This window comes from Vibrio sp. 1078-1, assembly GCF_033340475.1.
The window spans coordinates 1-678 of record NZ_JAWOWM010000394.1; the positions used below are offsets into that span (position 1 = coordinate 1).

Below are 678 nucleotides of genomic sequence, written 5' to 3' on the forward strand. Positions count from 1 at the left end.
CGCTTACGGTAACGCAGAACGTCGTACTCAAGCTTGGTACCAACAAGTAGGCACGGTAGGCGACGCTAAGTCTGACCTATGGCAGGTAATGGAGTTCTCTAAACGCTTCAAGATGGAAGAAGTATGGCCAGAAGAACTTCTAGCGAAAGCGCCTCAGTACCGTGGCAAAACCATGTACGACATGCTGTTCAAAAACGGCCAAGTTGACAAGTTCCCGCTTGAAGAGGCTCGTGAACTGAACGACGATTCGCACCACTTCGGTTTCTATGTTCAAAAAGGTCTGTTTGAAGAATACGCAACGTTCGGCCGCGGCCATGGTCATGACTTAGCACCATACGATGTGTACCACACAGTACGCGGTCTACGTTGGCCAGTCGTTGATGGTAAAGAAACACAGTGGCGCTTTAAAGAAGGCTCGGACCCATACGCGAAAGCGGGCTCTGGTTGGGATTTCTACGGCAATGCCGACGGTAAAGCGAAGATCATCTCTGCACCGTACGAAGCGCCACCAGAAGTGCCAGATTCAGAATTCGACCTATGGCTATGTACAGGCCGTGTTCTTGAGCACTGGCACACTGGTACCATGACTCGTCGTGTACCTGAGCTGTACAAAGCAGTACCGGATGCGGTTTGTTACATGCACCCAGAAGATGCGAAAGCGCGCAACGTACGTCGCGG

Annotated in this window: 1 protein-coding gene; it reads left to right on the plus strand. The window is 51.6% G+C overall.

The genetic code is table 11. The annotated features are described in order from the left end of the window. On the plus strand, positions 1-678 hold a 678-nt coding region (locus tag R7190_RS27775; RefSeq protein WP_318137916.1), incomplete at both ends, for a molybdopterin dinucleotide binding domain-containing protein.